The sequence below is a fragment of the Allobosea sp. 47.2.35 genome, from assembly GCF_024655635.1.
Taxonomy (GTDB): domain Bacteria; phylum Pseudomonadota; class Alphaproteobacteria; order Rhizobiales; family Beijerinckiaceae; genus Allobosea.
In genome coordinates this window covers 13,151-27,588 of sequence record NZ_JANLGI010000022.1, presented here as the reverse complement: position 1 = coordinate 27,588, position 14,438 = coordinate 13,151, and the positions used below count along the sequence as shown (strand labels likewise).

Below are 14,438 nucleotides of genomic sequence, written 5' to 3'. Positions count from 1 at the left end.
CTTGCTGCGCTGGATCCTGCTGATTCCGTTCGCCTGCCTCGTCGCGATGGGGGCGGGCGTGTTCTTCCTGGGCATGGCGAGCTTTGCTTCGCCCGCCGTGGCCATGCTGATCGGCGGCGGCATCGAGCGTTTGATCGACATCCTGTTCGGGCTCGCCGAGAGCGGCATCGATCCGGCGCCGGCCGCGCAGGCGGCCTTCGCCCTGATCGGCAAGCTCGGCATGGCGATCATCATGGCGCCGGTGGTGCTGGTCGCGGTGGGCTCGGAGCTTTTTCGTTTGCGTAGCGGCCTGCTTCAGAGCGGCTTCACTGGCTTGCTCGCCGCCCTGCTGCCGCTTGCCATGCTCCGGCTGTCGCGCGCGCCGAGCACGGCCGAGATCCAGATCATCTCCGGCCTCTTCCTGGTCGGCGCGGCGACGGGCTTCGTCTACTGGCTGATCGCCGGACGCGGCGCTGGTGGCGAGCGCCCGGCACAGCCGTAATACCGCTTAGTCCCCGATCGCGACGCCCTCGCGGCGGCCATCGGCGCCGCCCAGAAAGCCTTCCGGCGTCTTGACGATGGCCTGCGTGCCCGAGGTCATCTCCAGCAGGCGGACCTCGTGGCCCTTGGCCTCCAGCGCGGCCTTCCAGGCTTCGGCCTCGGTGCCTTTCTCAAGCTCGGTCGGACCGTTGCGGCTGCCGAAATTGCCGAAATCCACGGCCTGTTGCGGGTCCATCTTCCAGTCGAGCAGGGCAACCAGCGTCTTGGCGACATAGCCGATGATCTGGCTGCCGCCGGGCGAGCCGACCACGGCATGGAGCCGGCCGAAAGCGTCGAAGACCAGCGTCGGCGCCATCGAGGAGCGCGGGCGCTTGCCGGGCTCGACGCGGTTGGCGACGGGCTTGCCGTCCTCCTCCGGCGCGAAGTTGAAATCGGTCAGCTCGTTGTTGAGCAGGAAGCCGCCTTTGGTCATCAGGCGCGAGCCGAAGCCGTCCTCGATCGTCGTGGTCATCGCGACGGCGTTGCCGTCCGCATCGACGACGGAGATATGGCTGGTGCCGTTCTCGATGCCGTCGGAGGGCGCGAGGAGCTGCGCGCGTCGATGCGGCGGATCGCCAGGCTTGGCGCGACCCATCGAGCGCTCGGGGCTGACCAGTCCGGCGCGCGAGCGGATATAGTCCTGGTCGATCAGGCCGCGCACGGGGACACTGATGAAGGCGGGATCGGCGAGATAGAGCGCACGGTCGGCGAAGGCGAGCCGGCCGGCTTCGGTGAACCAGTGGGCGGCGTCAGTGCCCGGCCCCATGCGGCGCAGGTCCTGGCCTTCGAGGATGCCGAGCATCTGCTGGAGCGCCACCGCGCCCGAGCTCGGCGGGCCCATGCCACAGAGCCGCCAGATGCGATAGGCGCCGCAGACGGCCTCGCGCTCCTCGACCTTGTAGGCGGCGAGATCGGCGAGCGTGATGTCGCCCGGATTGGTCGGGTGGCCGGTGACCGTCGCGACGATGTCCTCGGCGATCGCGCCCTTGTAGAAGGCTTCCGAGCCTTGGGCTGCGACGGCGCGCAGCGTTGCGGCGAAGGCCGGGTTCTTCAGGACGGTGCCGACCGCCTTGGCCTTGCCGTCCGGCTCATAGAAATAGGCGGCGGCCAGCGCGTTCTTGGCCAAGTCCTTCTCGCCTGCGAGCAGGCCGTTGAGGCGCGGCGAGATCGCGAAACCTTCTTCCGCCAGCTTCAGGGCCGGGGAGACGACATCGGCCCAGGGCAGCTTGCCCCAGCGGCGATGCGCCTCTTCCAGCAGCTTCAGCGTTCCGGGCACGCCGACCGAGCGGCCGCCGACCACGGCCTCGCGGAACGGCATCGGCTTGCCGTCCCTCATGAAGCGGTCGGGCCTGGCGGCGGCCGGCGCGGTCTCGCGGCCGTCCAGCGTCGTCACCTTGCGGCCGGTCTCGTCCCAATGGACGAAGAAGGCGCCGCCGCCGATGCCGGAGCTCTGCGGCTCGACCAGATTGAGGACGAGCTGGATGGCGATGGCGGCGTCGGTGGCGCTGCCGCCGGCACGCAGGATGTCGCGCCCGGCCGTCGCGGCCAGGGGATTGGCGGCGGCGGCCATGAAGCGCTGGGCTGTTCCCAGCGTCTTGGTTGCCCGCCCGGTCGCGGCCTCCGGGGCAGGGGCTTGCGGCTGGGCGATGGCCATCTGGGTGGCGAGCAGGGCGGATGACAGGGTGAGAAAGAGAGACAGGCGCATGGGCGAAGCTCCGGTGAGTATCGCAGGATAGGCCATTCGTCGCGGCGTGACAGCTTGGATGGGCGGGCGCTGGCGGGTAAGGTCCGAATCGCTTGTTCTGACGTTGCCAAAAGGGGTTTTCGGCATGTCGATTGTGACTCAACTTCGCCGGCCGCTCACCTGGCTCGTTCTCGGCATGCTTGGCGTGGCGCTGGCCGGCTGCGGCTACAACAACGTGCCGACGCTGGAGGAAAAGGCGAAGGCCGCCTGGTCCGAGGTGCAGAACCAGTACCAGCGCCGCGCCGATCTCATCCCGAATCTGGTGGAGACCGTGAAGGGCTATGCCGCGCAGGAGCGCGAGGTCCTGACCGCGGTCGTGGAGGCGCGCGCCAAGGCGAGCCAGGTCAAGGTCGATGCCTCGACCATCAACGATCCCGCGAAATTCAAGGAATTCCAGGACGCGCAGAACCAGCTGACCGGCGCGCTCGGGCGGCTGCTCGTCACGGTCGAGCGCTATCCGGAGCTGAAATCCAACCAGAACTTCCTCGCCCTGCAATCGCAGCTCGAAGGCACCGAGAACCGCGTTGCGGTGGCCCGGCGCGATTACATCCAGGCGGTGCAGGCCTTCAACACCGAGATCCGCACCTTCCCGGGCGTGATCTGGGCGAAGCTGTTCTGGGGCGCCAAGCCGATGGAGACGTTCACGGCGACGGCAGGTGCCGAGCGGCCGCCGGCGGTGAAGTTCTGAGGTTGTGACGACCTTGCCGGAAGAGGCGCGGGCAACCCCTCTCCCGGGTGGGAGAGGGGTTCTGCGGTGTGTTTCCGCGTTCTTCCTTCTCTTGCTCTGTGCGCTCCCGGCTCTCGCTGCACAACCTTCCTACCCAGCCCTGACCGGTCGGGTCGTCGATGGCGCCAACCTGCTCGCGCCCGATATCCGGCAAAAGCTCGAGGGCAAGCTCAAGGCGCATGAGGACAAGACCTCCGATCAGGTCGTGGTCGCGACCGTGCCCTCGCTGCAGGACGTCACGATCGAGGATTTCGCCAACGGGCTCTTCCGGCACTGGAAACTGGGCGAAAAGGCGAAGAACAACGGCGCCCTCCTGATCGTCGCGCCGAAGGAGCGCAAGGTCCGCATCGAGGTCGGCTATGGGCTCGAAGGCGCGCTGACCGATGCGCTATCCAAGGTCATCATCACCACGGCGATCGCACCGAAATTCAAGACCGGCGATTTCGCCGGGGGGATCGATGCCGGGGTCGACGCCATCCTGACCATCCTCGCAGGCGATGCCGAGGAATGGCAACGACGCGCCGAGGTGCGTTCCGACGAGAGCACGCTTGGCGAGGACATCGCCGTCATCATTGCGATGATCTTCATCTTCCTGTTCATCGTCGCCTTCCTGCGCGGCCTGAGCCAGCAGGGCGGGGCGCGCCGGCATCGCCTGCGCAACGGGCAATGGGTGACGCTGCCGCAGAGCACCGGCTGGAGCACTGGTTCGGGTTCCAGCTCCGGTTGGAGCAGCGGCGGAGGCGGTTGGAGCTCGGGCGGCGGCGGATTTTCAGGTGGCGGCGGCTCGTCCGGCGGCGGCGGGGCTTCGGGAGACTGGTGATGGATTCAGCCGACAGGGATGCGATCGCGGAGGCCGTGCGCCGCGCCGAGAGCCTGACAGCGGGCGAGATCGTCGTGGTGATCGACCGAGCGGCATCGAGCTATCGCAACGTGCCGGCGATGATGGCGCTGACGCTCGCGCTGTTCGTGCCATGGCCGCTGCTATGGCTCACCGTCATGAGCGCGCCGCGCATCTTCCTGATCCAGCTGATCTGCGCCGCCGCCCTGCTGGCGAGCCTGCTCTGGTATGGCCGGGGTGGGCGCTTCGTGCCCGGTTTCATCAAGCGCGGGCGCGCACATGATGTGGCGCTGCGGGAATTCACGGCGCGGGGGCTGACCCGGACCAAGGGGCGCACCGGCGTGCTGCTCTATATCGCCCTGCAGGAGCGCTATGCCGAGATACTGGCCGATACCGGCATCGACGGGCTGGTCGAGAAGGATACCTGGCGCGGCATCATCGAGCCGCTGCTCGCTGCCGCGCGCGAAGATCGGCTGACGGAGGGATTGATCGCCGCCGTGAGCTCGGTCGGGACGGTGTTGGCCCAGCACGCACCGCCGGTGCCCGGCGATGTCGACGAGCTCTCGAACAAGGTGATTCTGCTTTAAATTACGATGCCGGCTGGTTCAGCGTTTCGCCAGTCCCTTGGCGGCGCCGATGATCGCGCCGGGCATCATGTGGCCGTATTTGTTGGGGCGTTCGGCCTGGACGATCACGACATACCCGTCGGCCTCCGGCGCCTGGGTGGCGGAGAGCGGCGCGGTGACGGTGATCTCCTTGCCGGTCCAGTCGCCCACACGCACCATGCCGCGCACGACATTGGCGTAGGACAGCGTCCGGCCCTGATTCTCGCCGCGCGTGATCGGTACCGCTGCCTGATGCGTCGTCGGCAGGATCCAGATGCCGGCCGTCGTCTCGCTCTCGCTTGCGCTCGAAGCGACCCGAATTTGGAGGGCGCCGTTCTCTTCCTTCAAGGCGATGCGGGCGGCGAATCCGGTCGTCGCGAACTGGTTCACCGCTTTCTCGATCTCGGGGCGTTCGGAGCCGATGGCATGGGCAGCGCCGTTGATCACGACCTGTGGGGTGTAGACCTGCCCGTCGCCGCGGGCCTTGGCATAGAGCTTCTGCCGCTTGGCGAAGGAATCCTTGCCGAGCGTATCCTTCCAGCCGAGATAGTCCCAATAGGTTACCGGCAGGGTCAGCGCGATCAGCTCGGGGTCCTTGGCCAGCTCGACGACCAGCGCATCGGCCGGCGGGCAGGAGGAACAACCCTGGCTGGTGAAGAGCTCGATCACCGCCTTGGGCGGTTTCGCCGGCGCCTGCGCGTGCGCGGTCGCCATGCCCAAGGCAAAGGCGGCAACGGTCGCTGCGAGATGGCGCGGGCGAGGAAACATGATCTGGACTCTGCGGACGACTTCTTTTCCGGAGGTTACCAAAGCCCGCAATCTGCGCGCGAGGGAAATCACGTTGCCTTGAAAACCGGCACGGTCGCGCTGGCGTGATCGAAGGCTTCGCGCGCGGCGGCCGAGATCATGTTGGGCCGCCAGCGGCGATGCATCCAGAGCCATTGCTCGGGATATTCGCGCACCCAGCCTTCGACGACGGCCGTCATCATCGCCATCGCGCCCTGCACGTCGATCTCGCCATTGGCGTCGCGCGGCAGGTCGAGCGGCGGCGTCAGTTCCAGCCGGAAGCGGTGGTTCGGCAGGCGGATGACGCGGACGCCATGGACCGGGCATTCGAAGCGCTTGGCGAACTTGCCCATGATCGGGTTGGTCAGGGCCGGGCGGCCGAAGAAGGGCACCACGACGCCGCGGGTAAAATGCTGGTCGATCAGCATGCCCAGATGGCCGCCATTCTCCAGCACGCCCTGCATGGCGAAGGCCGCGCCCTGCTTGGCGGCGGCAAGCCCGCCCATCGCGCCGGAGCGGATCTCGTGCACGACGGCGGCGATCGCGGGATCGTTGGGGGCCCGGAAGACCGCGGTGGTCTCGAGATCGTAGGCCTGCGCGCAGATCGCCGGCAGTTCCCAATTGGCGAGATGGGTCGAGAAGATCAGGCCGGGCTTTTCGTCGTCCTTGAGCGCGATGAAATGCTCGATGCCCTTGACCTCGACGCGCGAGGGCTTGTCGGGGTTGTGGTAATCGTAGTCGAACAGCGCCTTGAGGTTGGCGTATTCGCCGGCGACGCGGCCGAGATTCTCCCAGGCGCCGCGCGCGATGCGCTTGACCTCGGCCTCGTCCTTCTCGGGAAAGGCGGCCCGGATATTGGCGAGCGCGACGCGGTTGACCGGGATCAGCGGGCTCGCTGTCCGCAGGAGCCAGCCGCCGAGATCGCTGGCGCGCTCAGGGCCGAGCATGCGCAGGAACGCGAACAGGGCGCGGATCACACCGATCATCGCCGCCGCGCCGATGCGCGCGGCGATAGCCTTCAATCGTCTCAAGGTCGGTCCTGCCTGAAACGCCCGTGCCGAGAGCAAGACCGGGCCTAAACGGGCGATCTGGGGCAGGAACGCGCCTGCGTCAAGTCCTTGGCGGGAAACAGGTCCCTGTCAGAAGGCGATGACGACCTTGCCGAAGACCTTGCGGCCCTCGATGCGGGCGAGGCCCTTCTCGAACTCGGCGAGCGGGAAGACCGAATCGATCACCGGCTTCATGCCGCCGGCCATCTTCTCCAGCGACTGCGCGATGTTCTCGATCCGGCAGCCGAAGGAGCCGGTGATGCGGTATTGCTGCTGGAAGAGCTGCATCAGGTTGATCGTCGCGGACGGGCCGGAGGTGGCGCCGCAGGTGACGAGCCGGCCGCCGCGCTTCAGGCAGAGCAGCGAGCCGTTCCAGGTGTCGGCACCGACATGCTCGAACACGACATCGACGCCCTTGCGGCCGGTCAGCTTGCGGACAACGCCCTCGAAGCGGTCCTCGCGGTAATTGATGACGTGGTCGGCGCCGAGCGCCTTGGCCTTGGCGCCCTTCTCGTCGTCGCCGACGGTGGTGTAGACCGTGCAGCCGATCGCCTTGGCCATCAGGATCGCGGCCGTGCCGATGCCCGATCCACCGGCATGAACGAGCACGGATTCGCCGGGCTCCAGCCGTGCGTTGTCGAAGAGCATGTGCTGGACCGTGCCGAAGCCGATCGGTGCGCAGGCGGCGTCCTCGAAGGAGACGCCCTTCGGCGCCTTGATGGTCAGGCGGGCCGGGCGGTTGAGCAATTCGCGGGCGAAGCCGTCGATATGGAAGCCCATGATGCCGGCGACGTTCTCGCAGAGATTGTCGCGGCCCTCGCGGCAGGCCTTGCACTGGCCGCAGGTGTCGGCGCCATAGGCCGTGACGGTGTCGCCGGGCGCGAAGCCGGTGACGCCCTCGCCGACGCAGACGATCTCGCCAGCGGCCTCGACGCCGGCCGCCTGCGGCATCTTGCGCTTGGCGAAGGCCATGCCGCGGAAGCCCCAGAGGTCGAGATAATTCAGTCCGACCGCCTTGATACGGATCTGCACCTCGCCGGGAGCGGGCGGCGGCGGCGGCTCGATCTCTTCCAGGCGCAGGTCGCGATCGCCGTGGAGCTGGAGGGAACGCATCGGTTTTCGACCTTTCAGAACAAATTGCTCAGCGGTGGACGCCGAGCTGGGCGGTCAGGCCGCCGTCGATCGGCAGCACGGTGCCGCTGATATAGGCGGCGGGCTCGCTCATCAGGAAGGCGGCGAGGCCGGCGACCTCTTCCGGCTTGGCGAAGCGGCCAGCGGGAATCTGTGCCTGCATCTTGTCGCGATAGGCAGCGTAGGGCGCCATCATGTCGGTATCGACGAAGCCCGGTGCGATCACGTTGACGGTCACGCCGCGCTTGCCGGTCTCGACTGCGAGCGTCTTGGCATAGGAGATCAGCGCGCCCTTGGACGCGGCATAGGCGGCGTTGCCGGGATTGCCGCGCAATGCCGCGACCGAGCCGATCGCGACGATGCGGCCGGCCCGGGCGCGGATCATGGTGCGCATCAGGCTCTTGGCGAGGCGGGTGAAGGCCCAGAAATTGACCTGCATCGCCGCTTCGGCCTTGTCCTGCGCCATCATCGCAGCGAGCGAATCATAGGGCTGGCCGGCATTGTGGACGAGGCCGAAATAGGTTTCGCTCTCGCGCGCTTCGCAGAACGCGTCGAGTGCCTCCTTGTCGGAGAGATCGAGCGGCAGCGCGACGATGCTGCGGCCGGGATGGCTCGCGGCGATCTCCTGCGCCAGAGCCTTCGCCTGGTCGGCGGAGGAGCGGAAGGTGAAGTCGACATCATGGCCGGCGGCGGCGAGCGCGCGCACGATCGCGGCGCCGACGCCCTTGGCGCCGCCGGTGACGAGAACTTTTGTCATGCAGCCTCCGGAGGCGCCGTCAGCACGAGGCAGGTGTTCTGGCCGCCGAAACCGAACGAATTGGAGATCACCGTGCGGACCTTGGCCTTGCGCGCCGTGTTCGGCACGACGTCGAGGGCGATGGCCGGGTCAGGATTCACGTAGTTGATGGTCGGCGGGATCAGGCCGTTGGCGATGGTCATGAAGGAGATCACCGCCTCGACCGCGCCGGCTGCCGTCAGGGTGTGTCCGATCATCGATTTGTTCGAGGAGATCGGCAGGCTCGCCATGCGCTCGCCGAACACGGCGGCGCAGCTCATCGCCTCCATCTTGTCGTTCTCGGGCGTCGAGGTGCCGTGGGCGTTGATATAGTCGACATCGTCAGGGGTCAGGCCGGCATCGGCCAGGGCATCCTGCATGGCGAGGATGGCGGGCTTGCCGTCCGGGCTCGAGCGGGTGCGGTGGAAGCCGTCGCCGCGCTCGCCGCAACCGGCGACGATGCCGAGGATCGTCGCGCCGCGCGCCAGCGCGTGGTCGTAATCCTCCAGCACGAGCGCGCCGGCGCCTTCGCCCATGACGAAGCCGTCGCGGTTCTTCGAGAACGGCTTGGCGGCGCCTTCCGGCGGATCGTTCTGGGTCGAGAGAGCCGAAAGCAGCGAGAAGCGGATCAACGCCTCGGCATGGATCGAGCCGTCGGTGCCGATGCAGAGGGCTGCCTGCGTATCGCCCCTTCGGATCGCCTCGACGCCCATCTGGATCGCGGTCGCACCGGAGGAGCAGGCGGTCGAAAGCGAGATCGGCGAGCCCTTGGTGCCGAACCGGTCGGCGATATGGTCGGCAACGCCGCCGAAGACGAAGAGCTCGTGCATCGCGCGGAATTGGCCGGTGGCGGCGGTGCGCAGCAGGCCGTCGTAATCCGCTTCGCCAGAAGTGGCCTGGGCCATCTCCTGCTTCTGCGGCCATTCCATCTCGACCGGCGGGACGGCCATGAAGAGCTCACCCGGGAAATCGCCGGCCGAGCCGATGCCGCTCTGGCCGACAGCTTCCTCGGCCGCGAGCGTCGCAAGCTTCTCGGAGAGCTGGGGGGCGGTGAACGGGCCGTCGAACAGGAAATCGACGGTGCCGCCAATGCTGGTCTTCAGCCCTTCGGTCGGAAAGCGCTCGATGCGGTGGATGCCGGACTTGCCTGATGTCAGGGCCTGCCAGTTGGTGTCCTTGCCCTGGCCGAGCGAGGTGACGACGCCCAGCCCGGTGACGGCGACGAGCGGACGGCCCTTGGCGTCGCGATGCGTGGTCATGGCTTCAACCCTCACGCTTGAACGAGATGCGCGGCGCCTTCGCCACGCCAGTGGCCGGCGCCGGTGACGATCGCTTCCTTCGCCTGCCCGGCTGACAGGGCGATTGCCGCCAGCGCCACCGAAACCGGGAAGGCTGCCTCGACGCCATGGCCGACGAGATCGCCGCTCGCGATACGCTTGGCGGAGGGCGCGGCCGCGGCGATGGCTGCGGCTTCCTCTCCGGTGATACCGGCGCAGCCGGTCGCGGCGGAGATGGCGAGCGCGTCGCTGCCGACCGGGCCGAAGTCGCCGAGCAGCGTCGTCAGGGCCGACTGAACCGTGCCGGCCTCGCGGCGGCTGCGCGCGGCGCCGGTATGCTTGAGCTTCGCATAGGCCTTGGCGCCACGCGCGGCGGCGCGCTCGGCCGATTCCAGCACGAGGAAGGCGCCGGCGCTGCCGGTGATCAGGCCGGGTGCGCTTTCGCGCTCGAAGACCGGCTTGAAATCGTCGCGGTGCAGATAGCCGCCGAGCTCGAAGAGCAGCAGCATGTCGCGCCGCTCGGCGTTATAGGCGCCGCCGACCAGCATCAGGTCGGACTGGCCCGAAGCGATGCGGGCATGGGCCGTGCGGATCGCGTCGACGCCGGCCTGCTCCTCGCCCATGAAGGTGCGGGACGGGCCGGTCACGCCATGGACGATGGCGATATTGCCGGCGAGCAGATTAGAGAGCTGGGCGAGGAAGAGCGTCGGCCTGAGATCGCCCATCAGTCGCTCGTTGAGGAAGGCGCCGGTATCGTTGGCGCCGCGCAGGCCTTCGAGAATGGCGGCATCGACGGCATGGTCACGCTCGCCGCCGCCGGCCGCGACGATGACCTGCAGGGCGCTCTTCGCCTCGGCATCGTCCTTCAGCCCTGCAGAATCCAGGGCGAGGCCGGCCGTGTAGACGCCGAGCCGCTGCCAGGGCTCCATCTGCCGCTGGTCGGATTTCTTCGGGATCTGCCTGTCCAGCTCGAGCGGCGCCAGCGGGTGGAGCGGATAGGGCTTGAAGCTTTCGGTATTGACGACCGGCGGCCCGCCTGCGGCAAGCGCCGCGGCATGGGTCTCGACGCCTTCGCCGAGGCTCGACGCGATGCCGACACCGGTGATGACCACGTCGCGGCGGTTCATGGGGCAGGCTCCGGCATCAGGCCGATGGCTTCGATGCGGCTCTGCATCAGCGCGCGCATATCGGCGGGGAAAGGCATCAGGCGGAAGCGCAGCTCGGCATCGCAGATCGGCTTGCCTTCGCTGGTCAGCTTCACCTTGGTCGCGGCGTAGCCGGAACCTTCGATCACCAGCTCGGCGCTGGCTTCCAGCTCGGTGCGGGGCTCGACGAAGGTGCGGAAGCGCGCCTTGTCGACCGTCATCAGGAACGGCATCTGCGAGAGCCCGTTGAGACCGAGCAGGAGATAGCCCGAGGCCTGCGCCATGGTCTCGGTCAAGAGCACGCCGGGCACCAGCGGATGGCCGGGGAAATGGCCCTCGAAGACCGGGCTCTCGGCGGGGACGGTAGAGCGCGTCACGATGCGCTTCTGCGACGGATCGAAGGTCACGACCCTGTCGATCATGTCGAAATATTCGAGGCGCATGCGATCCTTAGGTCTGCTGGGCGCCAGAACGGCGCAAGGCCGCGACACGGATCGGTCGATCCGCGCAACGGCCCCTATGCTCTATCGGGAGCCGCGCGCCGGCTCAAGTCCGGCGGCGGCGGAAGGCTGTTACGCCTTCTTGGCGGCGACGAGGTCGTCGATGCGCTTGCAGAGGTTCTCGAGCACGAAATACTGCTCGGCCGGGGCCTTGCCCTCGTTGACTTCCTGCGTCCACTGCTCGAGCGGCAGCTTGATGCCGAAGGCCTTGTCGATCGCGAAGGCGATGTCGAGGAAGGCCAGGGAATCGATGCCGAGATCTTCGATCGCGTGGCTCTGCGGCGTGATCTTCTCCCGCGGAATATCGCAGGTTTCGGAAATGATGCCGGCGACCGTCTCGAACGTGGCGGACATGCTGCGGGTGCTCCCGTCTGTTGTCGGTGATGGCGGACGACATCCGAGCGCGGGAACTCGCCCTGCGCCTGCCCCTAGTCGCCACCGAGGATGACTGAACCGCCCCCTTACACTGCGGCGGGCGCGAGGACAACCGGGAGGCGTCCTCAATGCGCCATGGCCGGCTTGCGCCGGCCATGAGCTGTCTTGTCGCTGCCGTCTGGCTTAAGCGGCGAGGCCGCGCAGCACGTAATGCAGGATGCCGGCGTTCTTGAAGTAGTCGATCTCGTCCAGCGTATCGATGCGGCACAGGATCGGCACCTTCTTCACGGAGCCGTCGGCATAGGTGATCTCGGCTTCCATCATCTGGCGCGGCTTGACGTTGGCGAGGCCGTGGATGGTGACCGTCTCGTCGCCCTTCAGGTCGAGCGAGGCCCAGCTCGTGCCTTCCTGCAGGGTGAAGGGAACGACGCCCATGCCGACCAGGTTCGAGCGGTGGATGCGCTCGAAGCTCTGGGCGATGACCGCCTTGACGCCGAGGAGGTTGGTGCCCTTCGCCGCCCAGTCTCGCGAGGAGCCGTTGCCGTATTCGACGCCGGCGAAGATCACCAGCGGCACCTTTTCCGCCTGGTACTTCATCGCCGCGTCGTAGATCGGCAGTTCTTCCTTGGTCGGGTAATGGATGGTGTAGCCACCCTCGCGGCCGTTCGGGCCGAGCATGTGGTTGCGGATGCGGATATTGGCGAAGGTGCCCCGCATCATCACCTCATGGTTGCCGCGGCGCGTGCCGTACTGGTTGAAGTCGGCCACCGCGACGCCGTTCTCGGTCAGATAGTGACCGGCCGGCGAGGCGGCCTTGATCGAACCGGCCGGGGAGATGTGGTCGGTGGTGATCTTGTCGCCGAACAGGCCGAGGATGCGCGCGCCCTTGATGTCGCCGATCGCGGCCGGCTTCTTGCCCATGCCCTGGAAATAGGGCGGGTTCTGCACATAGGTCGAGTCGTCGTCCCAGGCATAGGTCTCGCTCTTGGGGGCGTCGACCGCCTGCCAGTGAGCGTCGCCCTTGAAGACGTCGGCGTACTTCTCCTCGAACATCGCGCGGGTGACGTTCTCACGGATGAAGGTCTGGATCTCCTTGTTGGAGGGCCAGATGTCCTTGAGATAGACGTCCTTGCCGTCCGAGCCCGTGCCGATCGGCTGCGTGGTCAGGTCCATCTGGACCGAGCCGGCGAGCGCATAGGCGACGACCAGCGGCGGCGAGGCGAGGTAGTTCGCCTGCACATCAGGCGAGACGCGGCCTTCAAAGTTGCGGTTGCCGGAAATGACGGCGCCCGCGATCAGGCCCTTCTCGTTGATCGTCTTCGAGATCGGCGCCGGCAGCGGGCCGGAGTTGCCGATGCAGGTGGTGCAGCCGAAGCCAACCAGGTTGAAGCCGAGCTTGTCGAGATCGGTCTGGAGACCGGACTTGGCGAGATACTCGGCAACGACCTGCGAACCGGGCGCCAGCGAGGTCTTCACCCAGGGCTTGACCTTGAGGCCCTTGGCGACGGCGTTGCGGGCGAGCAGGCCGGCCGCCATCAGCACTGAGGGGTTCGAGGTGTTGGTGCAGGAGGTGATGGCGGCGATGACGACGTCGCCATGGCCCAGATCGAAGTCTTCACCCTCGACCTGCACGCGGCGCGCGATCTCGGCGCCCTTCTTGTAGTCGGTGTCCATGGCGGCGGCGAAGCCGGCCTTGACGCCGGAGAGATCGACGCGGCCTTCCGGACGCTTCGGGCCGGCCATCGAGGGCTTGACCGAGGAGAGATCGAGTTCGAGCGTGTCGGTGAAGACCGGATCGGGCGTCTCGGGGGTGGCGAACAGGCCCTGAGCCTTGCTGTAGGCCTCGACCAGCGCGATGCGGTCGGCCTTGCGGCCGGTGGTGGTGAGATAGTCCAGCGTCTCGGCATCGACCGGGAAGAAGCCGCAGGTCGCGCCGTATTCCGGGCCCATGTTGGCGATCGTCGCGCGATCGGCCAGCGTCAGGTTGTAGAGGCCGGGGCCGAAGAACTCGACGAACTTGCCGACGACGCCCTTCTTGCGCAGCATCTGCGTGACGGTGAGCACCAGGTCGGTGGCGGTGATGCCTTCCTTGAGCGAGCCGGTCAGCTTGAAGCCGATCACCTCGGGCAGCAGCATGGACTGCGGCTGGCCGAGCATCGCAGCCTCGGCCTCGATGCCGCCGACGCCCCAGCCAAGAACGGCGAGGCCGTTGACCATGGTGGTGTGCGAGTCGGTACCGACGACCGTGTCGGGATAGGCGACCTCGACCTCGACGCCGTCGATGATTTCCTTGCGGGTCCAGACGGTCTGGGCGAGGTATTCAAGGTTGACCTGGTGGCAGATGCCGGTGCCGGGCGGGACGACGCGGAAATTGTCGAAGGCGCCCTGGCCCCACTTCAGGAACTTGTAGCGCTCGGCATTGCGCTCGTATTCGAGCTCGACATTCTGGGCGAGCGCCTTGGGCGTGCCGAACTCGTCGACGATGACCGAGTGGTCGATGACGAGATCGACCGGCACGAGCGGGTTGATCTTCTGCGGGTCGCCGCCGAGTGCCTTGACGCCGTCGCGCATCGCGGCGAGGTCGACCACGGCCGGAACGCCGGTGAAGTCCTGCATCAGCACGCGGGCCGGGCGGAAGCCGATTTCCTTGCCGGCGGTGCCCTTGTCGTCGAGCCAGGCGACGAAGCCCTCGATATCGGCCTTGGTGACGGAACGGCCGTCCTCGAACTGCAGGAGGTTCTCGAGCAGCACCTTCATCGAGAAGGGCAGCTTGGAGATGCCGGGCAGGCCGTTCTTCTCGGCATCGGGGAGGGAGTAATAGGTGTAGGTCTTGCCGCCGGCGGTGAGCGTCTTGCGGGCTTTGAAGGAGTCGAGCGAGGCCATTCGGGCTTGATCCTGATCAAGGGGTTGCGGTCGCGACCGGAGCGCCCTTGCGGACACCGCCGTTCGAAGGCCTAATGCGCATGA

14 protein-coding genes are annotated in these 14,438 nt (G+C 67.3%); 4 read left to right on the top strand and 10 right to left on the bottom strand.

Annotation, left to right across the window (positions count from 1 at the left end; all coding sequences use genetic code 11):
* Position 1: 1 nt before the first annotated feature.
* On the top strand, positions 2–481 hold the full coding sequence (locus NUV79_RS21470; protein ID WP_257735104.1) for a hypothetical protein: 480 nt from the start codon (positions 2–4) through the stop codon (positions 479–481).
* 6 nt (positions 482–487) lie between these two features.
* On the opposite strand, the gene ggt is transcribed toward NUV79_RS21470, so the two are convergent.
* A complete protein-coding gene (gene ggt / locus NUV79_RS21465; protein WP_257735103.1) occupies positions 488–2,224 on the bottom strand; it encodes a gamma-glutamyltransferase in 1,737 nt (578 codons plus the stop codon).
* A 124-nt stretch (positions 2,225–2,348) separates the two neighbouring features.
* Here ggt and NUV79_RS21460 point away from each other — a divergent pair, with 124 nt between their 5' ends.
* The 3 genes from NUV79_RS21460 (at position 2,349) to NUV79_RS21450 (ending at position 4,415) form a co-directional block, all read left to right on the top strand.
* Positions 2,349–2,951, top strand: a complete 603-nt coding sequence (locus NUV79_RS21460; RefSeq protein WP_374679310.1) for a LemA family protein — start codon at positions 2,349–2,351, stop codon at positions 2,949–2,951.
* A 61-nt stretch (positions 2,952–3,012) separates the two neighbouring features.
* Positions 3,013–3,810: a TPM domain-containing protein gene (locus NUV79_RS21455; RefSeq protein ID WP_257735126.1), complete on the top strand. Its 798-nt coding sequence runs from the start codon at positions 3,013–3,015 to the stop codon at positions 3,808–3,810.
* Positions 3,810–4,415, top strand: coding sequence for a TPM domain-containing protein (locus NUV79_RS21450; protein WP_257735102.1), 606 nt, complete (start codon positions 3,810–3,812; stop codon positions 4,413–4,415). Before NUV79_RS21455 ends, NUV79_RS21450 begins: the two co-directional genes overlap by 1 nt.
* A gap of 18 nt (positions 4,416–4,433) precedes the next feature.
* Here NUV79_RS21450 and NUV79_RS21445 read toward each other — a convergent pair whose 3' ends face one another.
* From NUV79_RS21445 to acnA, 9 genes are all read right to left on the bottom strand, one after another.
* Positions 4,434–5,201 (bottom strand): DUF1223 domain-containing protein, encoded by a 768-nt coding sequence (locus tag NUV79_RS21445; RefSeq protein WP_257735101.1) that lies wholly within the window; start codon positions 5,199–5,201, stop codon positions 4,434–4,436.
* 68 nt (positions 5,202–5,269) lie between these two features.
* Positions 5,270–6,241, bottom strand: a complete 972-nt coding sequence (locus NUV79_RS21440; RefSeq protein ID WP_374679313.1) for a lipid A biosynthesis lauroyl acyltransferase — start codon at positions 6,239–6,241, stop codon at positions 5,270–5,272.
* 117 nt (positions 6,242–6,358) lie between these two features.
* Positions 6,359–7,381 (bottom strand): zinc-binding dehydrogenase, encoded by a 1,023-nt coding sequence (locus tag NUV79_RS21435; protein ID WP_173043230.1) that lies wholly within the window; start codon positions 7,379–7,381, stop codon positions 6,359–6,361.
* A gap of 28 nt (positions 7,382–7,409) precedes the next feature.
* Entirely contained in the window at positions 7,410–8,156 is a 747-nt protein-coding gene (locus NUV79_RS21430; RefSeq protein ID WP_257735099.1) for an SDR family oxidoreductase, read from the bottom strand.
* Entirely contained in the window at positions 8,153–9,433 is a 1,281-nt protein-coding gene (locus NUV79_RS21425; protein ID WP_257735098.1) for a beta-ketoacyl-ACP synthase, read from the bottom strand. The genes NUV79_RS21430 and NUV79_RS21425 overlap by 4 nt, the downstream gene beginning before the upstream one ends.
* Positions 9,434–9,444: 11 nt before the next feature.
* Positions 9,445–10,578 carry a beta-ketoacyl-ACP synthase gene (locus NUV79_RS21420; protein ID WP_257735097.1) on the bottom strand — a complete coding sequence of 378 codons (1,134 nt, stop codon included), beginning with the start codon at positions 10,576–10,578 and terminating at the stop codon, positions 9,445–9,447.
* Complete coding sequence (locus NUV79_RS21415; RefSeq protein ID WP_257735096.1) at positions 10,575–11,039, bottom strand: 3-hydroxyacyl-ACP dehydratase FabZ family protein; 465 nt, start codon at positions 11,037–11,039, stop codon at positions 10,575–10,577. The genes NUV79_RS21420 and NUV79_RS21415 overlap by 4 nt, the downstream gene beginning before the upstream one ends.
* A gap of 129 nt (positions 11,040–11,168) precedes the next feature.
* A complete protein-coding gene (locus NUV79_RS21410; RefSeq protein WP_047580420.1) occupies positions 11,169–11,450 on the bottom strand; it encodes an acyl carrier protein in 282 nt (93 codons plus the stop codon).
* 204 nt (positions 11,451–11,654) lie between these two features.
* Entirely contained in the window at positions 11,655–14,354 is a 2,700-nt protein-coding gene (gene acnA, locus NUV79_RS21405; protein ID WP_257735095.1) for an aconitate hydratase AcnA, read from the bottom strand.
* Between the last annotated feature and the right edge of the window lie 84 nt (positions 14,355–14,438).